This is a genomic window from Pedobacter punctiformis (assembly GCF_027213715.1).
Classification (GTDB): Bacteria; Bacteroidota; Bacteroidia; order Sphingobacteriales; family Sphingobacteriaceae; genus Pedobacter; species Pedobacter punctiformis.
Genome location: NZ_JAPWGM010000001.1, coordinates 12925 through 31229 on the forward strand (window position 1 = coordinate 12925; position 18305 = coordinate 31229).

The following is an 18305-nucleotide window of genomic DNA, read 5'->3' on the forward strand; positions in this document are numbered from 1 at the left end:
AGCGGGCGCAGGAATTGTGAGCAGGTCTAAGCCTCATATTACCGCCATTAGAATTCTGATGTTGCTATTCAAGAAAGCATGCAAGCCTTGACTTTTGGGTACCTTTTTGTTAAGAAAAAGGTACGAAGCCTGTCTGGCAAAGACAATTCTACTTATCCGATGGTTATAGGGCTTCTTGCTATAGCAACAAAGAAACACTGCTTCGGCTCCACAAACTAGTTATGCAACATACCAAAGAAGCAGATCAAAATCATTTATTTTATTCTTAATATTGCCTCATAAATAAAACCTATGAACGGAATTGTGCTCATCATTGATGATGAAAAGAAGATTTGCAGTTTACTTTCCAGAATTATTGAACTTGAAGGTTTTAAAACTTTACAAGCCAGTACTGGCAAAGAGGGTATCAGGATTCTCAAAAATAACGACATTAGTATTGTAATCAGCGATGTAAAATTGCCTGATGTTAACGGAGTGGCTTTGGTAAAGGATATTAAAGCCTTAAAACCTTATGTAGAAATTATTAATTTAACCGCTTATGGAACCATAGCTGATGGTGTATTGGCCATTAAAAACGGAGCCTTCGATTATCTTGTAAAAGGCGATGATAATGATAAAATTATTCCGTTGCTATACAAAGCTATGGATAAATCTAATCTGCAGCGCCGTGTAGCCGATCTTGAAAATAAAATTATAAGGAAACACAATTTTAACACCATTATAGGTCAGTCTAAGGCTTTAAAAGAAGCAATAGAATTAGCCAAAAAAGTAAGTCAAACCGATACTACTGTTTTATTATTAGGCGAAACAGGAACAGGAAAGGAAGTTTTTGCACAATCTATTCACTATGAAAGTCCACGGGCACTTAATCCTTTTATAGCCTTAAACTGTAGCGGTTTTAGTCCTGATTTACTGGAAAGTGAATTATTTGGCTATAAAGCAGGTGCCTTTACTGGTGCCAATAAGGATAAAAAAGGATTACTGGAAGAAGCCAACGGCGGTACGTTATTTCTTGATGAAATTGGAGAAATGAATCTCGATTTACAGGCCAAACTATTAAGGGTTTTAGAAAATCAAAGTTTTATTAAAATTGGAGATACACACACCCAACAGGTAAATGTCCGCATTTTAGCGGCTACAAATAAAGATTTAAAAGCAGATGCTAATTCAGGCAAATTCCGTTCTGATTTATATTACAGACTCTCTGTTTTTAGCATCCTATTGCCATCACTAAATGAGCGAAAAGGAGATATTCCGGCAATCGCTAAATATTATTTAAAGGAATTTTCGGACAAGGTTAATAAAATGGAGCCTAAAATGGATGATAAAATCCTTGCCTTGCTAAGTAATCACAATTGGAAGGGTAACATTCGCGAATTAAAAAACGTAATCGAGCGTTTAGTAATTTTATCTGATGGTGATGTTTTAAATACTTCTGCCCTGCCTCCGGAGTTTTTTGAGTTTGCTCCATTGGAGAACAACTACGATTTACAGCAAATCGAAAAACAACACATCCAAAAAGTACTTGTTCATACCAAAGGTAATAAAACGGAAGCTTCACGATTGCTCGGCATTGGCCTAACAACCCTTTATCGTAAAATTGAGGAGTATCAGATCCGGGAACTGTAAAAATCAATTTTAAATGGTTATTCAGGGAATTATCCTTATCATCTGAAAAAACCTTAATAAACCAAAATACCTGCTTTATTCCACCCCTGCAAGGGCGAAAAAGCATTCTCTTTTAAAAACCCGTTGGAATTAATACTCCTTTCCGTTATGATAAAAACCCTTCCAAAATGGAAGGGTTTTTTTATGCTTATTTTTTTTCGGTTCAACCAAAAACAAATCAAAACATTAAAAACCAATCACTTATCAAAAAACCCATCGTATTGGTACAACAGTTGGCAACTGGCTCATAAATATCATTAAGATTATGACAATTATTTCATCTCTAACCCTGCTTGCCCTATGCTGGGCAGCTTACAAAACAATCGACTGGTTCGAAAAAATCTAAAATTATGGCCGCACTATTTATGATCGCAATCGCCGTATTTATCTACATGATTTACGTGCTGATTAAACCCGAAAAATTTTAAAAACAATTGTCCTGCAAAGCAAATTGAAGCCTATCCTTCAATAAACCAAAAGACAAGTACTTAGTAAAAACATTAAAAATGAACACTGAATTAATTGGCATTATTGCCACGTTCCTGCTTACGCTACTTATTGCCATCCCGCTCGGTAAGTATCTGGCTAAAGTATTTGCCGGAGAAAAAGTATGGACAGATTTCCTGAAACCGCTTGAACGCGGAATATTTAAGCTGTCAGGTATTAATATTAAAGAACAAATGGACTGGAAGCAACAATTAAAAGCCCTGTTAACCATCAATATACTGTGGTTATTTTATGGCTTTTTCGTATTGATCTTTCAGGATAAGCTTCCGTTCAATCCTGATGCTAACCCCGGTATGAGCCCTGATTTGGCTTTTAATACCATTATCAGCTTTGTCGCCAATTGTAATCTTCAGCATTACTCAGGCGAAAGCGGCGTAAGTTATTTAACACAGCAATTTGTGCTGATGTTTCTTCAATTTGTAAGTGCCGCAACCGGTATTGCCGCAGCTGTAGTTTTGTTTAAAGCTTTCAGAGACAAAACGGCTACACAACTGGGTAATTTCTGGGAATACTTCGTAAAATCGATCACCCGCTTATTGCTGCCGCTATCTGTGGTGGTGGCCTTAATTTTAACTTTTAATGGTACACCTGCAAGTTATGAAGGCAAAGACCAGTTTATTTCGATGCAGGGTGATACCGTACATGTTTCGCGTGGACCCGCAGCGCAAATGATTGCCATAAAACATCTGGGCACGAATGGAGGTGGGTACTTTGGGGCAAACTCCTCACATCCATTCGAAAACCCAAGCTACCTAACCAATATGGTTGAAATGATGGCTCAAACCATCATTCCACTGGCTATGGTTATTGCTTTTGGCTATTTTATACGCAGAAAAAAATTAGCCTGGATGATCTTTGGCGTAATGACAATTGGAATGTTTATGCTGATGATTCCAACATTAAGTTCAGAACTGGACGGAAACTCTGCATTGGCCAAAATGGGTATTTCACAAACTACCGGAGCAATGGAAGGGAAAGAAATGCGCATCGGCCCGGCTGCTACCGCATACTGGAGCACTTTAACTACGGTAATTTCTACCGGTTCGGTTAATGGAATGCATGATAGTACCATGCCGCTAACCGGATTATGGCAATTATTGTCCATGATGATTAATGCTTTTTACGGTGGTTGTGGCGTTGGTTTATTAAATTATTTTATTTACCTGATTATTGCCGTATTTATTTCAGGGTTGATGGTAGGTCGTACGCCAGAGTTTTTGGGGCATAAAGTAGAAGCCCGCGAAATTAAAATCGCCGCTATTATTACTTTATTGAGCCCATTTTTAATCCTGGCCGGAACTGCTGTTGCAAGTTATATTTTCACCAATCACGGTGATGCAGCCTGGGCAGTACAACCTAAAAACTGGTTAAATAATCCCAATTTTCATGGTTTTTCCGAAATGCTTTATGAAATGACTTCCTCAAATGCCAATAACGGTTCTGGTTTTGAAGGTTTGGGTGATAATAACATCTTCTGGAATCTATCTACAGGGATTGTAATTTTCTTAGGCCGTTTCTTACCAATTATTGGCCCGGTTGCTATTGCTGGTTTATTGGCTAAAAAGAAATTCATACCAGAATCAGCCGGCACGTTAAAAACTGATACCCTAACTTTTAGCTTAATGACATTTGCCGTGATCATTGTGTTAAATGCGCTTTCATATTTCCCTGCTTTGGCCTTAGGCCCATTGGCAGAATATTTTACGATGCTTAAATAGATTAATAAAATGAAACCCAATAATAAATTGTTCGAACCTGCTTTAGTGCAAACCGCATTAAAACAATCTTTTATCAAGCTTGATCCCCGCATGATGGTTCGCAACCCGGTGATGTTTACCGTAGAGATCGGAACGCTCGTAATGGCGTATGTTACCGTGTATTCTTTCAGCCATAGCGGACAGGGTTCGCCATTATATAATTTCTTTATCTTTTTAATTTTATTGCTGACCGTTTTGTTTGCCAATTTTGCCGAGGCCATTGCCGAAGCCAGAGGTAAAGCCCAGGCCGATAGCTTGCGCAAAACGAGAGAAGAAACGCCTGCTAAAGTCTTATCAGATAGCGGAATTATTGAAATCCGTTCTTCCAATCAGCTGAAAAAAGGAGATATTTTTGTTTGCGAAGCAGGTGATATCATTCCCACTGACGGTGAAATTATTGAAGGAATTGCCACGATTGATGAGTCGGCCATTACCGGAGAGTCTGCTCCGGTTATTCGTGAATCCGGCGGGGATAAATCGTCTGTAACAGGCGGTACAAAAGTGCTCTCTGACGAAATTAAAGTTCAGGTAAGTACTGCGCCCGGCGAAAGTTTTCTGGATAAAATGATTGCTTTGGTAGAAGGTGCATCTCGTCAGAAAACCCCAAATGAAATTGCATTAACCATTCTCCTGGCCAGTTTTACCCTTGTATTTATCATTGTTTGTGTAACCTTAAAACCTTTTGCCGATTACGCCAACACACCAATTACCATTGCAGCCTTAATTTCATTGTTTGTTTGTTTAATTCCAACCACAATCGGTGGTTTGCTATCCGCAATTGGCATTGCAGGAATGGACAGAGCATTAAGGGCAAATGTGATTACCAAATCAGGAAAAGCAGTTGAAACAGCTGGCGATATAGACGTATTGCTTTTGGATAAAACCGGAACCATCACTATTGGAAACCGTAAAGCCACCAACTTCTATCCTACCGAAGGTATACCTGCAGATGCTTTTACTGGTGCATGTGTATTGAGTTCACTGGCAGATGAAACTCCTGAGGGGAAGTCAATTATTGAACTGGCCGCAGAACAGGGATTTAAAAATTTTCATACCCCGGTTGATTCTACATTCATCAAATTTACAGCAGAAACCCGTTCGAGCGGATTGGATACTAAAGATGGCAGACGCATTAGAAAAGGTGCCTTTGATTCAATCCGAAACATGGTTGAAAAGGCCGGAAATATCTTTCCATCAGATATTGAAACACATGTAAAAACTATTGCAACTAATGGCGGAACACCTTTGGTGGTTGCTGAAAATGAAAAAGCTTTAGGCGTAATTGAGTTACAGGACATTATTAAACCCGGCATTAGCGAACGTTTTGAACGCCTGCGCAAAATGGGGGTTAAAACGGTAATGGTAACCGGAGATAATCCTTTAACAGCCAAATACATTGCAGAAAAAGCAGGGGTTGATGATTTTATCGCAGAGGCAAAGCCGGAAGATAAAATGAATTACATTAAAGATGAGCAGGCTTTGGGCAAGCTGGTTGCTATGATGGGCGATGGTACAAACGATGCCCCTGCATTAGCACAGGCTGATGTAGGTGTAGCGATGAATAGTGGTACTCAGGCTGCAAAAGAAGCCGGGAACATGGTGGACCTAGATAATGACCCAACCAAATTAATTGAGATTGTGGAAATTGGCAAACAATTATTAATTACCCGTGGTACCTTAACCACTTTCTCTATTGCAAACGATGTGGCAAAGTATTTCGCCATTGTTCCGGCCTTATTTATTGCTTCAATTCCGGCATTAAAAAGTTTAAATATTATGGATTTAAATTCTCCGGAAAGTGCAATTATGTCGGCTGTAATTTTTAACGCCATTATCATCCCGATTTTAATTCCACTGGCTTTAAAAGGCGTGGCTTATAAACCAATTGGCGCAACAGCTTTGCTTCGCAGAAATTTATTTATTTATGGAATTGGCGGTGTAGTAGCGCCATTTATCGGAATTAAATTAATTGATTTATTAATCAGCTTATTTATATAAAAAAAACCTGTCATTCTGAACACAGTGAAGAATCTCCAGGCAATTAGCACTTATCAAAACAACAATGCACCTATGCCAGAGATCCTCAACAAGCTCAGTATAACAAAAAATTAGAAACATCATGAAAAAGTATATCATACAATCTATACGCTTAACCTTAGTTTTAATCGTGTTGCTGTGCATCATCTACCCCATCAGCATTGCACTTGCGGGTAAACTTTCAAAAGGGAATGGTGGTGGAGAAAAAATAACCAAAAACGGTAAAACTGTCGGTTATGCTTTACTTGGTCAATCCTTTAATAAACCTGAATATTTTTGGGGCAGACCATCTGTTGTGTCCTATAATGCTGCAGGTTCTGCGGGTTCAAATAAAGGCCCTTCAAACCCGGACTACCTGAAAGAAGTTTCTTCAAGAATTGATACCCTTTTGAAATACAATCCGGGTTTAAAAAAATCAGAAATTCCAGCCGATATGGTTACCGCCTCCGGAAGTGGTTTAGATCCCAACATTTCCGAACAAGGTGCAGCCATTCAAATAGCAAGAGTTGCCAAAGCCCGTAAACTTGATGAGAAAAAAGTAAAAGAATTAGTGGCCATCAATACGTTAAAACCATTAATGGGTTTATTCGGGCCATCCTCTGTAAATGTTTTAAAACTGAACCTGGCTTTAGATAATTTATAATTCAACAAACCGTCATTGCGAGGAACGAAGCAATCTTAACATTACAACCCCAAAAGCTTATAAGCCGGGTAATCATAAACTTAGGATCTTAAAAGGAGTTCGCTTCCTCATTCCGCTTCACAATGATGTTGAGTAAACATTAAATCAAAAAATAAAATGAAAAAATTAATCATCCTTATCTCTATTATAACAATATCGTTAAATGCTTTTTCCCAGGAGCAGTCTAAAGTGAAATTTTCAGGTTATCTGGAAACTTATTACCTCTATGACTTTAATAAACCCAACGATCATAACCGTCCAGGATTTGTATATTCTCATAACCGTACTAACGAAGTAAATTTAAATCTGGGTTTTATTAAGGCTGCTTATGATAATGGCTCTGTCCGGGCCAACTTTGCGGTAATGGCGGGCACTTACACTAATGCAAATCTGGCTGCTGAACCCGGTGTACTAAAAAACGTGTTTGAGGCAAACGCTGGACTCAGATTATCCAAAACAGAAAATCTTTGGATTGATGCCGGTATATTTTCATCACATATTGGCTTTGAAAGTGCTGTGGCTAAAGACTGTTGGGTACTAACCAGAAATATATCATCAGAGAATACACCCTATTACGAATCTGGAGCCAAAATGACTTACATTACTAAAAATGGAAAATTAACTGCGACCCTACTCTACCTAAATGGATGGCAACGGATTACCCGCCAGAACGGCAATAATAAACCCGCAGGAGGTGTACAGCTTACCTGGAAACCAACTGATAAAATTACAGTGAATTATAGCAATTATCTAGGCGCTGAGGGCGCCGATTCAGTCCGGATAAATCGTTTCTACCATAATGTTTACGGCATTTTTCAGGTAACGGATAAATTCGGTTTAACCCTGGGCTTTGATTATGGCATACAACAAAAGCTGAAAGGAAATTCTGCTAAAAATGAAGTCCTCTCCCCTGTTGCTATTGCTCAATATAAATTTACAGACAAATGGGCTGTTGCAAGTCGGTTTGAATATTACGATGATAAAAATGGTATCCTGATTTCAACCGGAACTCCAAACGGGTTTAAAACCAAAGGTTATTCTCTAAATGTAGATTATTCGCCAATTGTAAATGCAGTAGTGCGTTTAGAAGGTAAAATTTATGACAGTAAAGATAAAATTTTTAGCCGTGGAGGAAACCCGGTAAATGCTAATACAGCCTTAACAGCAAGTATTGCAGTAGCATTTTAATGTTTTTTGCTACAGACACACGGAAATCACTTAATTTTCTCCGTGTGTCTGTAGCTAAATAAAAAATCAATGTCAGAAAAAGAAGATTCGGTACGCAAGTTCCTGGACCTGGTTAAAAAATCCAGACGGGGAAAACTCAAAATCTATATTGGGATGAGTGCAGGTGTGGGAAAAACTTATCGTATGCTGCAAGAATCTCACGCCTTGCTTCGTAATGGTGTTGATGTTTGCATTGGCTACATAGAAACACATAACCGTGCAGAAACACAAGCATTGGTTAGTGGTTTGCCCATTATTGCCCGGAAAAATATTTTCTACCGTGGCAAAGAGATTGAGGAAATGGATTTACAGGGCATCCTTAACCGTCATCCGGAAATTGTAATTGTGGATGAGTTGGCGCACACCAATGCTGAAGGCAGCAAGAATACCAAACGCTGGCAGGATGTATTTGACTTACTCGAGGCCGGAATTAGTGTAATATCCGCTGTGAATATTCAGCATTTGGAAAGTATAAATGAAGATATTGTTCACATTACCGGGATTGAAGTTACGGAAAGAATTCCCGATAAAATTCTGGAAATAGCCGATGAAATTGTAAATATAGATTTAACTGCAGATGAACTGGTTACCCGTTTAAAAGAAGGCAAGATATACGATCAAACTAAAATAAAAAGCGCATTAGGAAATTTCTTTCAGTCCGATAAAATTTTGCAGCTCCGGGAGCTCGCCCTTAAAGAAGTGGTTCATCAGGTTGAGCGTAAAATCCAGAAAGAGATTCCTAAATCTGTAAAATTAAGAGCTGAACGATTTTTAGCCTGTATTTCTTCCAATGCTGAAACAGCCGGTGTAGTAATCCGGAAAACAGCAAGGCTTGCCTCCTATTACCATTCGCCATGGATCGTTTTGTATGTGCAGAGTGATGAGGAAAGTTTCGACAGAATTAAGCTGGATAAACAACGACATTTGATCAATCATTTTAAACTGGCAACGGAATTGGGCGCCGAAGTAATCAAAATTAAAAGTAATCAAATCACCCAAACCATCATTAATATGGCAACAGAAAAAGAAATCACAACCATTTGTATCGGGAAGCCACATTTAAATATTTTTCAGGTTATGATGCGAACGGCAATTTTTAATCAACTCTTGCGTAATTTAGCACGCAAAGAAATTGATTTGGTTATTCTTTCATAATGCTGAGTTTATTTCAGCATCTAAGTAGAAAGAAAGACCCTGAAATAAATTCAGGGTAACGTTATTATTAAAATAAATTCTCATGAAAATCAAAACCAAACTCCGCATTGGATTCGGCTTTCTCTTTATAATCGTACTCTCCTTTGGATTAATTGCCTTATTCTATCTAAATAAGTTATCCGATAAGTCGAAAGTAATTTTAGCAGACAATTACGAATCACTTAATTATGTATCTGCTATGCGAAACATACTGGATAAAAACCCTGGTGTTTTAAATCAGCAAAATACGCAGATATTTGAAGACAATCTTAAAAAAGAACTTGATAATTTAACAGAACCGGGAGAAAAAGCAGCTGCAGAAAAATTAAATGTTGCTTACAATCAATACAAAAAATCTCCATCCGATCATGTTAAAGAAAACATAATTAAAGATATCCGGTCTGCGCTCCATTCCATTGATCAGGTAAATATGAAAGCCATTTATCACAAAAACCAACTGGCAAATAAAACCGCATCGAGTGCAAATTTTTACATCATCCTTGCAGCAACCATAAGTTTTATAATCCTGTTTACTTTTATCATTAATTTCCCCGGTTTTGTGGCCAATCCTTTGGCAGAGTTTAGTTCTGCCATCCGCCAAATCAGTCGTAAAAATTATAAACAACGACTTCATTTCGATAATAAAGACGAGTTTACCGAACTGGCCAATGCTTTTAATGGCATGGTTGTAAAATTAAATGAATGGGAAAACAGTAATTTATCAAAGATTAAATCTGAAAAATCAAGGATTGAGGCCATCATTGCTCAAATGCAGGATGCTATTATTGGATTAAATGAAAAGGGTGAGATTCTGTTTTTAAATCATTTGGCCGCTAAACTGATGAACCTGGACGAAGAGCAAGTTATTGGTCAGAATGCAGACGAGCTCATGAAAAAAAATGAGTTGTTAAAAAGAATTATTAAGCCCGAAACAGACGATAAAACGCTTAAAATTTATGCAGATGAAAGAGAATCTTATTTTGTTTTGGAAAGCCGCGAAATCAGGATTCCCAATTATGATGATGGAGAAGAAAAAACGTTAATCGAAACCGAAAAATCAGCTGGCAACGTTTATATTCTCAAAAATATTACGCAATTTAAAGAACTGGATGAAGCCAAAACAAATTTTATCGCTACAGTTTCACATGAGCTAAAAACGCCTTTATCCTCAATAAAAATGAGTTTGAAACTGCTTAAAGATGATCGCGTAGGTACGATGAATGAGGAACAAACTGAATTGGTTGAAAACATTAAGGAAGATAGCGACAGGCTTTTAAAAATTACCAGCGAACTTTTAGATCTTTCTCAGGTAGAAACCGGAAATTTAAAATTAACTTTTGCCGTTACAAAACCTGAAGAAATCGTTCAATATGCCATTGATGCGGTTAAATTTCAGGCAGAACAAAAATCTATTCAACTTGAAATAAATTGCAGTACTAACCTGCCAAAAGTAAATGCTGATATCCAAAAAACGGCCTGGGTAATGGTCAACTTTTTATCAAATGCCTTGCGCTACAGTGCCGAAAAATCTAAAGTAATGATTGATGTGTTGCAGAAGGATAAATTTATTGAATTTTCTGTTCAGGATTTTGGAAAAGGCATTGATGAAAAATACCAAAAGCGCCTCTTCGACCGATATTTTCAAGTTCCAACCGATGGACAAAACAAATCAGGTTCTGGTTTGGGTTTAGCCATTTCAAAAGATTTTATTGAAGCAGAACAAGGCAAAATATGGGTAGAAAGTGCCATTGGAGAAGGTAGCAAATTTTGTTTTACTTTACCGGTTGTAGAATAAACTCAAATAATACACCGTTTATTATTGCCTGTTATTTTCAATCAGAACACGATATTGAATACCATGAGGACTATTGGCTTTAATTTTTGATTCGATTGTTTGGCCCAGAAAATCCCATTCTTCCTGGTTAAATTTTGAATTCGAATTTGGATTTAGTTTAATATCCAGGGTACGTACATACCCTTCCTTTGGATGTGGAGAAGCAACAATTCCTTTTTCCACTTTTACAGCTTTTAGCCTATCTCCTAATTCGTACCTGCAAAAATTACAAATATCTTCCGTTGTAATCAACCTTCCACCCCTGCTTACCAAAGCAAAACGATAGGCATCCAGCTGTTCGCCCGACTGTAGTTTTTCTCTGCCACCAACGGTATCCAATAGTAAAAAGATAGATCCTGAAATCAAATCTACATTGCTTTGCAAAGCCATTGAAGTATTTGCCCTAATGTTATTGGCCAGTTCGCACTGCGTTACCCAATATTCTACATTTAGTTCGTCTCTTACATCGTATGGTTCTGCAATAAGATACGTCGGTACTTCTTTAACATCTGTACCAAATTTGGAGGTTTTACTATCTAAAAGTCTAAGCTGCTTAGATAGTTCGCCTAAAATGGTTACTATAAAATCCTGATTAAATGAAGAAAAAGCAGCGACTTCATCTCTCGTTAACTCAATTAAGTACTTAACCATTTCCAAGGCATTCCGCTTATCGAAACGTTCTGCACCGCCATACCTTATGGAGTAATATCCTTGCCCTAAACCTCCTGCCCTTTGAAAAGGAATATCATTAAAAACCCTGTCATTCGAATCCACAACCTGGCTAACGGCCATGAAATGCTGGTATAAATCTGTTCTTAAAGGTAAAATTCCATTTAAAGATGAGAAGTTATAATTGTTTGTTTTTATCGTCCGGTTGATCACCGGAAAGGCATTCATGGCCACAAACATATTTTCTAAAATATCATAAGTATAATTGGCAGAAAATTGCAAACGGACCCAAACTACCTTTTTTGGAGCTATAGCTTTTAAAGCATCTAAGCCATAAGATTCTATTAACTCGGCAGGAAAGTCTGAGGTAGTGACCTCAGGATGATTTTCAATTTCACATGGTCCAAAAGTGACAAACTTATGCTGATACTGTATTTTTACATCCCTGATTACCTGATGCATTAAATCGTAATCACGAAATATCATTTGCTCTTTACTTAATTCAACCGGCGAAGGATACTCAAGGCCTGCATTAAATGTTACCGTTTTACCATTAACTTCGGGTTTACAAAGTGGCAATAACTGATAAACCCATGATTGGGTTTGATAAGCCGGAAAATCAAAATATAAACCCAATCCTTCCAAACTGCGAACATTATTGCCCAGCTCTATCCCAATGTAGGCACTCCCCCACTCTAAAGGACTTGTTGTACGTAATAATGGTGACTTTGAATTATTTTGATCCAAACCAAAAAACTGACGGCCACCAGCCAGATAACTTACCCTGCCATTCACCAGATTTACATAATCAACAGGTGTAAACTGAACGTTTACAAAGTTATTGGCAATTCCTCCGTTAACTTCAGGTATACGTTTAGGGGTATAAAAATGGGTTTGAGGATGTAAAAGTAAAGGTTCATCAACTGGTATAGCCGTCATTACCGCATGTGCAGCCTTAGGCATACTAAGCAAATCAGGCGTTAACAACCGGGCTATTTTATCCAGCAATCTTCCTTCAACATTTTGTGTTTCATTTCCACTTCTGTGTATTTCAACAGCAAATGCTTCTATTAAAAGCCGTACAAAAGGATCTAATGCCATGGCGTTTTTTACACCCCACAAATTAACCGCATTATTGATCATTCGCGTTTTGATGCCCTCTTTTGTAAATTGATTAATTGCTGAAGTATTTCTATTCATTGCGCTTGTAAAATCTAGTTGTACTATTTGGTTAACCCACTGACATTGGGCTCAAAAACAATTCTGTTTTAAAACTAAATGCTTCTTTAGTTTCTGTTAAATCGGCTTTGATAAGAATGGTCACTTTTTTTCTTACCTCTGTAAATTTCTTCATTGGCCATTCTTTCTCCACCATTTCGGTAAATATTTGGGCCGTCGGGTTTTCTATCCTTTGTTCATATTGCTGAATTGAGTTAATTACATGAAGCCGAAACTGCTCTTCCCACTCTGCCGTTGTAATGTTATTTTCAAACTCAACCTCCCATATCTTATTTCCATAATCAAAATCGTATCTGTTTTCTCCAAATCTTGTTGTAATTAACAACTGAATATGCTGTGCAATACTTTCACCCAAACCACACATTTGTAAATCCCTTCCTTCAAGAAGTTCGCCTAAATAAATTGGAAATTTAAAATACATATGCCTTAATTATCAGTTTTATTAATCATTTCCTCAATAGACTCTTTTAAAATTTCATCTTTATACAAATAAAAATCAGGCATTTTATCCTTTGGAATTTTAAGAAGGTAGGAACTCTGCATAGAACGTTTTATTTCAAAATCAGGATTTAAATCTGTTAATTGTTTATAGGTTAACTGTAGCTTTTTGGCAATAATGGCTAAAGAATATCCGGTAGAAACCGAGCAGGTAAGGTAACTGGCGGATGAAGATTCTTTTGTTTTTAAAGGCGCTTTTTTTTCCGCAATCCAGTTATCCGGCAACCTGTTATTGATGATATAAGAGACACTAATAAATTTTTTAACATGATCTCTGGTTTCCTTCGGAAGGCGGTTTTCTATTTTCCAGAAAGACCGGGAATCATTTTGAGCCATTGCTCTTTTTACCCTGCCTGGCCCGCAATTGTAAGCGGCGACCACTAATAACCAATCGCCAAAATCCTGATGCAACTCCTTTAACAATTTACAGGCAGCATAAGTACTTTTATAAAAATCAGTTCTTTCATCGATTTTATCTTTGTTTTGCAAACCAAAAGCAGTTGCCTCCGTTTGCATAAACTGCCAGGGCCCTACCGCTCCCGCCTTTGAGATACTCTTGTTTTCTAATTCTGATTCTATTACCGCCAGCGCCCCCAGCTCTTTTGGAATACCGTGGGTGGCTAAGGCATGTGAGAAGAAATTTAATAAAGCATTATTCTTCTTTTTTAGCTGTGCATATCTTTTTTCGTAGCGATTAATATAGTTTTCAATATAAATTTTATTGGCTTGGCTGATTTCCTGAGGATAGTTTAGTCCATAGGCTGAAACAAAGGTGGTATCGGCAATACCAGGCTTTCTAACTTGCTGAGCACACATGCTGCTCCATGAAAATACCATCAGCAAACCCATTGTATATAATTTAATATTTACATTTAAAAGAAACATCCCACCTGGCGTTAACTATCTATTACAAAGAAATATTATGGCAATTTTTCAGCAGGTAACCAATAATAAGCCATTCCATTATTGTAAAATCTATACTTATTGTTGCTCATATTTTCCTGCAACCATTGCGCTTTCGTTTTACAATCACTTATAAACTTTAAAATATCAGTCATGTTCATTTTTTTCTCTTTCTTAACCATTCTTAGTGTTTTACTATCCCAGAATGGGTTGACCGATTTATTTCCGGTTAAACATTCTAAAACATCTGACAAACTCATCTCTGATAAATCACCATTTTCCAATTTTATCTTTTTCCTTGCTAAATAACCCGACACTACTTTTTTAAGGTGTGAATAAATTTCGCTCCGGTATGCAAAATTATGGTCCCCGTTACCCGCCAGCATTAATAAATTTTCAGTAACCTGTTCATACTCCTGCTCTGAAACCAGTAAGCCGAGTCTGATATTATTTACAGAATCAGGGAGGGCTTTATAATAAAGCCACGCAGGAATATAAAATGGCTGATTTACATTGGTAAACGTTTTTAGAAAAGGCGGTGGTAAATTTTGATTCCGGTAGCTTGAATAATAATTTTGAAAAGGCGGTTCTATTCCAGTATTCAAAATGCCAATCGTGTTGAAGAAACGATCGAGTGATGATTCAATTTTTGTGTTGTCCAATGCAATTTTATCCATTAAACCAATAAGGCTTTGTTCTAAAATAGAAGCTTGCATAATTTCTCCACGTTCCGGAAAAACAACATAGCCCTGGGTCATTGCCTTTTCGGGATAATCTAAATAATATACTCCTGAATCACTTTTAGCTAATGTAAAAGCCGATTCTTTAAGCATATCCCGGATATCCACCATTTTTTCCTTTTTCAGCAAGGTGATGTTAGCTGCAGATTTTAAAACCAAATCTTTTGCTTGTAACACAAAATCATTATAAGATGGATTTGATAAACTTTGAGTTTGAAAAATCAGCATCCTCGCTCCTACATAACTCAGGCGATTTATCACGTCATTCCAGCCTACAGCACCCGGGCTAAAATCATTTCCGGCACCACCGATAAGTATGATCATATTGCTCTCATTTTTGTTTTTTTCTAAAAGTGCGGAGGCTCTTTTTAAACCGGAAAACACAGATTGTGTAATGTTTTCGTCGTTACATTGACCGATTCGTTCTTGTTGTACTCTTAAAAACTGAGCAATGCTTTTATAATCATCTGTTAAAGGCAGTTCTGTATTTTCATAACAACTTCCGCCTAAATCATCTTTATAAACCACCGCACCATATTTAAAAGAATTGTATCTGTTTGCGGTATCCCTGTACATCTGCAAGTTTTGCATAATGGTAGAAACGTAAGGCATATATTTCCCATTCTCCAAACCTCCATCTACGACAAAAATCAGGTTAATGTTTTTCTGATCTTTAATAATTTGCTTGTAACGGGTATAATTAATGGTGCGCCCTGCAATATTCATCACCTCATTTTTACTTTTATCCAATACACTTGCAAAGATTCCTGTCTTAATTAAACTAGCTGTTGTATCATTTGCAGCAGATATAATTTTTTGTACAGGATAAATAGTTTCGAGCCGGTTTTTTACATTTTTTTCTGCCGATTTTGAATAAAAAGGTGCCACATAGACAGAGTCTGATCTACCTGCATCCAGTTGATTCCAATAAAAATCTGCAGGATTATTACCCGGTTCCAAACCTAATCTGGTGCCCCAAAACTGAACTACATCTTTTGAAATCCAACCTACTATAACCTGTTTAACATCATCAGGTGTAACTTGCGTTGATTTTCCAATTAAATACTGTTTCCCGTCATCGGATTGTTTAAAAATATAAAATAGATTTTCGGTGGCACATTTCTTTTTAAGCGTGTCATTTAACAATGGTCCGCCAAAAAGCATTAAAGAATCTTTACTTAAATATTTTTTAAAATTGGTAAATATCGATTCATCCTTATAACAGGTAACAGTTTTTACAAAAAATTTAGAATTGTTTTCTTTTATCGCCGTTCTCCACAATAACAATTTGCTTTTATGTACCCAGCCTAAATATTCAGCAGACTTTCGATCAATTGTACCACTTTTAGGATTATTTAAAAGTGAAGGGTTATATTTAATCAGCTCCAAGTAATCATCTTTTTTATTAATTACGTAGCAAGCTTCTAACAAACCCAGTTTTTTTAATTGCATATCGCTACCCGGAGATTTGTAGGTGGTGTTGTTACTTCGATCAGAAAAAACATACCAGCGTTCGTTTTCTGTAAAATAACCTTCATCCAGTTCTATATCAACATCATTAATGCGGTAACTTTGCGTTTGAGGGCTTAATTTTATCCTGGTTTTATGTTTAAATATGCCTAATCCGAATTGAGCACTGGCTAAAAACGGGATTAAAAAAAAGAGGACAAATAGTAAAAAACACCTATTCCAGTTGTTATTTCTACTTACTTGCCTATGTATTCTAAAAATATTCATATTAACTTTTTAAGTTCAGCAGGCTATTTACTCTGCTTTACTTCTATCATTTTTATACAATTCTGCTCCTCATTCGGACTCAGTTTTACGGCTTGAATGGTTAATTTTGACTCAAATTGTAAGCCTAAACAATAGCTGTTAAAATCATTAACTTTTTGTCCGTTTATTTTTACTACAGCTTTTTCATTACCACATAAATATTTCTTGATCAGATAATAATAATGTTCGTTAAACTTTTCTCCGTTAGCAATCTTTTGTAAATGTGCTTTAAAATCCAGTCCATACTTTGCGTAAACATCTTCAACATTCACCAAACTGTCTTCCGCAAGCTTGAAAGAAGGAAGAATATTTATTTTATGACGAATCGGATATTCACTGTTATCGGTATAAAGCAGAACCGTATAAGTACCAGGTTCTTTATAGAAATATTGCACAAATTTTTCCTTAGAATCGATAAAATTACTTTCACCAAACTTCCATCTATATTGAGTTGCCCCCTTACCAATTGCTCTGAATGTTAGGTTTTCAAATTGCATCCCTACTTTTGGCGCCTCAATCATTGCAATAGAATCTGTTAAAGGCACAATAAGAGCTGTATCTTTTACTGTTACGTAAAATGTATCCAGGTATTTGGCATTAATTTTTAACTGAACCATATAATTGCCGGCTTTGATAAAACGATGTTTACCGGCTTTTGAAAACGAGATATTTCCATCTCCAAAATTCCACATCCATTCCTTTGCAAAGCCTGATGAATCTTTGTAAACAATTGAATCTTTTGTGGATAGCAAACGAGGCGAAACCCCCGCATTTATATCATTAGAAGAGGGCAGAAATAATTTAGCACCGAAAATAATCAGCCCTAACAAGACGCCAATTAGTAAGGTAAGGAGAATAACTTTTAAGGTGTTTTTATTTTTAAACCCTTTTTTTTCTTCTCCATCCCACTGGTTATCTACAATATTATCCATTAGCTTCTAATTCTGTTGGTTCATTCATCTTTACTCAAGTTTAATTTTCTAATGTTTGGCTATGGTTATTATTTCAATAAGTATACTTTTTGAAATTTTAATAAAAGCCCATTAGTTTTGCTGTATTCCCTGTTCTATTGCCTTGAGTTGATTTAATCGTGTTTCTTTATCCTTGTACCCAATTTGACATTGATCGAGTTGAGATTGAAAGAGTTTAATATTTTCCATCTTTTTCTTCATAATCAGCATATCTTCAAAGTGCATTTTTTCAAATAATGCCATTTGTTTAAAACCTACAAACCTGGGATCACGGTTGGATAGATTTTCGTAATAACTATTCAGTGTATTGATTTGATTTTTTATATCAATCTCAAGTACCAAATTAGTGGGTACGTTTTGAAGGCCTTCAATTTTAACCAATACAGAATCGTACAAAGGCACCGCTTCTTTTTGTTTGTCTAAAAAGAACTGCTCCTGATTAATAAAGGATACATCAGCATAACTGGCAGTTGAGAATGGATTGGGACTCTTTCTAAAAATAAGCCCGACCAAAATTCCTGTAATAACCACAAACATGATGATCAGGTAAATAAAATAATGTCTTTTCTCGGTTTGATTAAGTTTTATTTCTTCTTCCATGTT

General features: G+C 36.7%; 14 protein-coding genes. 8 read left to right on the forward strand and 6 right to left on the reverse strand.

Going from position 1 to position 18305, the window contains the following annotated elements; all coding sequences use genetic code 11:
* Positions 1-291 precede the first annotated feature (291 nt).
* The 8 genes from O0955_RS00040 to O0955_RS00070 all read left to right on the forward strand — a co-directional run bounded on the left by O0955_RS00040 (position 292) and on the right by O0955_RS00070 (position 10867).
* On the forward strand, positions 292-1629 hold the full coding sequence (locus tag O0955_RS00040) for a sigma-54-dependent transcriptional regulator (protein WP_269425496.1): 1338 nt from the start codon (positions 292-294) through the stop codon (positions 1627-1629).
* Between the two features lie 404 nt (positions 1630-2033).
* On the forward strand, positions 2034-2096 hold the full coding sequence (locus tag O0955_RS18180; RefSeq protein WP_394333576.1) for a potassium-transporting ATPase subunit F: 63 nt from the start codon (positions 2034-2036) through the stop codon (positions 2094-2096).
* A gap of 78 nt (positions 2097-2174) precedes the next feature.
* Positions 2175-3893 carry a potassium-transporting ATPase subunit KdpA gene (gene kdpA / locus O0955_RS00045; protein ID WP_269425497.1) on the forward strand — a complete coding sequence of 573 codons (1719 nt, stop codon included), beginning with the start codon at positions 2175-2177 and terminating at the stop codon, positions 3891-3893.
* 9 nt (positions 3894-3902) lie between these two features.
* The gene (kdpB, locus tag O0955_RS00050) at positions 3903-5930 is read left to right on the forward strand and encodes a potassium-transporting ATPase subunit KdpB (RefSeq protein WP_269425498.1); all 2028 of its coding nucleotides are present in this window, start codon (positions 3903-3905) and stop codon (positions 5928-5930) included.
* 121 nt (positions 5931-6051) lie between these two features.
* Entirely contained in the window at positions 6052-6612 is a 561-nt protein-coding gene (gene kdpC / locus O0955_RS00055; RefSeq protein WP_269425499.1) for a potassium-transporting ATPase subunit KdpC, read from the forward strand.
* Between the two features lie 156 nt (positions 6613-6768).
* Positions 6769-7839 (forward strand): porin, encoded by a 1071-nt coding sequence (locus tag O0955_RS00060; RefSeq protein ID WP_269425500.1) that lies wholly within the window; start codon positions 6769-6771, stop codon positions 7837-7839.
* A gap of 69 nt (positions 7840-7908) precedes the next feature.
* Positions 7909-9033 (forward strand): sensor protein KdpD, encoded by a 1125-nt coding sequence (locus O0955_RS00065; protein WP_269425501.1) that lies wholly within the window; start codon positions 7909-7911, stop codon positions 9031-9033.
* Positions 9034-9115: 82 nt separating this feature from the next.
* Positions 9116-10867 carry a HAMP domain-containing sensor histidine kinase gene (locus O0955_RS00070; protein ID WP_269425502.1) on the forward strand — a complete coding sequence of 584 codons (1752 nt, stop codon included), beginning with the start codon at positions 9116-9118 and terminating at the stop codon, positions 10865-10867.
* 21 nt (positions 10868-10888) lie between these two features.
* Here O0955_RS00070 and O0955_RS00075 read toward each other — a convergent pair whose 3' ends face one another.
* The 6 genes from O0955_RS00075 to tssO all read right to left on the reverse strand — a co-directional run bounded on the left by O0955_RS00075 (position 10889) and on the right by tssO (position 18302).
* Positions 10889-12775: a hypothetical protein gene (locus tag O0955_RS00075; RefSeq protein WP_269425503.1), complete on the reverse strand. Its 1887-nt coding sequence runs from the start codon at positions 12773-12775 to the stop codon at positions 10889-10891.
* A gap of 31 nt (positions 12776-12806) precedes the next feature.
* Positions 12807-13235 (reverse strand): GPW/gp25 family protein, encoded by a 429-nt coding sequence (locus tag O0955_RS00080; RefSeq protein WP_269425504.1) that lies wholly within the window; start codon positions 13233-13235, stop codon positions 12807-12809.
* Positions 13236-13240: 5 nt separating this feature from the next.
* Positions 13241-14197, reverse strand: coding sequence for a lytic transglycosylase domain-containing protein (locus O0955_RS00085; protein WP_269425505.1), 957 nt, complete (start codon positions 14195-14197; stop codon positions 13241-13243).
* Between the two features lie 35 nt (positions 14198-14232).
* Positions 14233-16692 (reverse strand): type VI secretion system protein TssR domain-containing protein, encoded by a 2460-nt coding sequence (gene tssR, locus O0955_RS00090; protein ID WP_269425506.1) that lies wholly within the window; start codon positions 16690-16692, stop codon positions 14233-14235.
* Between the two features lie 23 nt (positions 16693-16715).
* Positions 16716-17663 (reverse strand): PKD domain-containing protein, encoded by a 948-nt coding sequence (locus tag O0955_RS00095; protein ID WP_269425507.1) that lies wholly within the window; start codon positions 17661-17663, stop codon positions 16716-16718.
* 111 nt (positions 17664-17774) lie between these two features.
* Positions 17775-18302, reverse strand: coding sequence for a type VI secretion system TssO (tssO, locus tag O0955_RS00100; RefSeq protein WP_269425508.1), 528 nt, complete (start codon positions 18300-18302; stop codon positions 17775-17777).
* Positions 18303-18305: the final 3 nt, after the last annotated feature.

Bases quoted from the DNA above. Each gene is read 5' to 3' on its own strand.
- O0955_RS00040 (WP_269425496.1), top strand. From the start codon at position 292: ATGAACGGAATTGTGCTCATCATTGATGATGAAAAGAAGATTTGCAGT.
- kdpA (WP_269425497.1), top strand. From the start codon at position 2,175: ATGAACACTGAATTAATTGGCATTATTGCCACGTTCCTGCTTACGCTA.
- kdpB (WP_269425498.1), top strand. From the start codon at position 3,903: ATGAAACCCAATAATAAATTGTTCGAACCTGCTTTAGTGCAAACCGCA.
- kdpC (WP_269425499.1), top strand. From the start codon at position 6,052: ATGAAAAAGTATATCATACAATCTATACGCTTAACCTTAGTTTTAATC.
- O0955_RS00060 (WP_269425500.1), top strand. From the start codon at position 6,769: ATGAAAAAATTAATCATCCTTATCTCTATTATAACAATATCGTTAAAT.
- O0955_RS00065 (WP_269425501.1), top strand. From the start codon at position 7,909: ATGTCAGAAAAAGAAGATTCGGTACGCAAGTTCCTGGACCTGGTTAAA.
- O0955_RS00070 (WP_269425502.1), top strand. From the start codon at position 9,116: ATGAAAATCAAAACCAAACTCCGCATTGGATTCGGCTTTCTCTTTATA.
- O0955_RS00075 (WP_269425503.1), bottom strand. From the start codon at position 12,775: ATGAATAGAAATACTTCAGCAATTAATCAATTTACAAAAGAGGGCATC.
- O0955_RS00080 (WP_269425504.1), bottom strand. From the start codon at position 13,235: ATGTATTTTAAATTTCCAATTTATTTAGGCGAACTTCTTGAAGGAAGG.
- O0955_RS00085 (WP_269425505.1), bottom strand. From the start codon at position 14,197: ATGTTTCTTTTAAATGTAAATATTAAATTATATACAATGGGTTTGCTG.
- tssR (WP_269425506.1), bottom strand. From the start codon at position 16,692: ATGAATATTTTTAGAATACATAGGCAAGTAAGTAGAAATAACAACTGG.
- O0955_RS00095 (WP_269425507.1), bottom strand. From the start codon at position 17,663: ATGGATAATATTGTAGATAACCAGTGGGATGGAGAAGAAAAAAAAGGG.
- tssO (WP_269425508.1), bottom strand. From the start codon at position 18,302: ATGGAAGAAGAAATAAAACTTAATCAAACCGAGAAAAGACATTATTTT.